The 1,251-nt window shown below is 37.3% G+C and carries 4 protein-coding genes; all 4 read left to right on the forward strand.

Going from position 1 to position 1,251, the window contains the following annotated elements:
- On the forward strand, nt 1-110 hold a 110-nt coding region (locus O9295_RS07435), incomplete at its 5' end, for a transposase (RefSeq protein ID WP_287672724.1).
- A 79-nt stretch (nt 111-189) separates the two neighbouring features.
- Complete coding sequence (locus tag O9295_RS07440) at nt 190-387, forward strand: hypothetical protein (protein ID WP_002763529.1); 198 nt, start codon at nt 190-192, stop codon at nt 385-387.
- 88 nt (nt 388-475) lie between these two features.
- Nucleotides 476-658: a type II toxin-antitoxin system RelE family toxin gene (locus O9295_RS07445; RefSeq protein ID WP_261779536.1), complete on the forward strand. Its 183-nt coding sequence runs from the start codon at nt 476-478 to the stop codon at nt 656-658.
- Nucleotides 658-1,119 (forward strand): hypothetical protein, encoded by a 462-nt coding sequence (locus O9295_RS07450; protein ID WP_288032540.1) that lies wholly within the window; start codon nt 658-660, stop codon nt 1,117-1,119. The genes O9295_RS07445 and O9295_RS07450 overlap by 1 nt, the downstream gene beginning before the upstream one ends.
- The last annotated feature ends 132 nt before the right edge of the window (nt 1,120-1,251 follow it).

Genomic DNA, 1,251 nt, shown 5'->3' on the forward strand with positions numbered 1-1,251 from the left:
GATTAATTGAGGGAATGAATACCAAAATAAAGCTTATTAAAAGAATAAGTTATGGATTTACCAATTTTGAACATCTTCGACTTAAGCTGTTTGCTTGCTTTAATTCATAACAAAAATTAACACACGAAAACCAGAAGAGCCGGAAAAGCGACTATTAAAATTAAGCAAAACATTGATTAGGAGACAAAAATGTTAGAAAATCAAGCTCAAGCACTCAAGCCTATTGTTAAAGAGATTTTGCATGAATTATTATTGCAAGAACGGGAAACTTTAACAGATGTAATTTATGAAGTAATAGAGGATATTGCTCTAGCCAAGGCAATAGAGGAAGGTCTTGACGATGAAAATGTCAGTCGAGAAGAAATTTTTTCGTTATTAGCAGAGTAAATCATGCAAGTTGAATTTCGTCGCCTTTTTTTTCGAGATTTAGGCGCTATCTAAGGATCGTAAGCTACGACAACGAATTGAATCTGTCATTGCGGAGGTAGAAGCGGCCAATAGTCTAGCTGAATTAAGAAATATCAAAGCTATTGAAAGCAAACCGAGTTACTATCGGCTAAGAATAGGAGATTACCGCGTAGGTATTTATATTGAGGATAATATCATTGCCTTTGTACGAGTTTTGCACCGTAAAGAAATGTACCGTTATTTTCCCTAATGAATAATCCATTTAAGCAAACTGGAATTAAAGGTTCTACCTTTGGCGATAATGCTCAAATTTCTATTGAGCAAAAAATAATTTTGTCATCTGTACCAAAACAAGTTAAAGAAAACCCGCACAACCTACCCAATAGTGGGGTCGCGAAATTCGTTGGACGCGATGAAGATTTAAGCCAATTAGCCACCCAATTACAGCAAGCTGACCGCGTAGCAATTTCAGCATTGATGGGGATGGGAGGTCTTGGTAAATCGGAATTAGCCTTACAGTATAGTTGGCAAGAATGGCACAAAAAGACTTATCTAGGGGGAATTGCTTGGTTAAATGTAGCAGAAAGCGATCCCGGTTTGAGTATTTTAACTTTTGCTCAGATTCATTTAGGATTAATTTTGCCAACGGAAGGAGAATTAGGAGAGCGGGTGGTTTTTTGTTGGCAGCATTGGTTCAAAAATGCTGACTGACGGACACAAGTGGGTCAAAACCTGACAAGACAAGGGTTGCCAAAAAGAAAAATATCTGGGTAGATAGGGAAAAAGCAAGAATCCCTACAAGATGAAAACCGAGAACAGAATCTTCTCCCAAGTTTATTCCTA

It is taken from the genome of Microcystis sp. LE18-22.4A, assembly GCF_027531105.1.
Lineage (GTDB): Bacteria > Cyanobacteriota > Cyanobacteriia > Cyanobacteriales > Microcystaceae > Microcystis > Microcystis aeruginosa.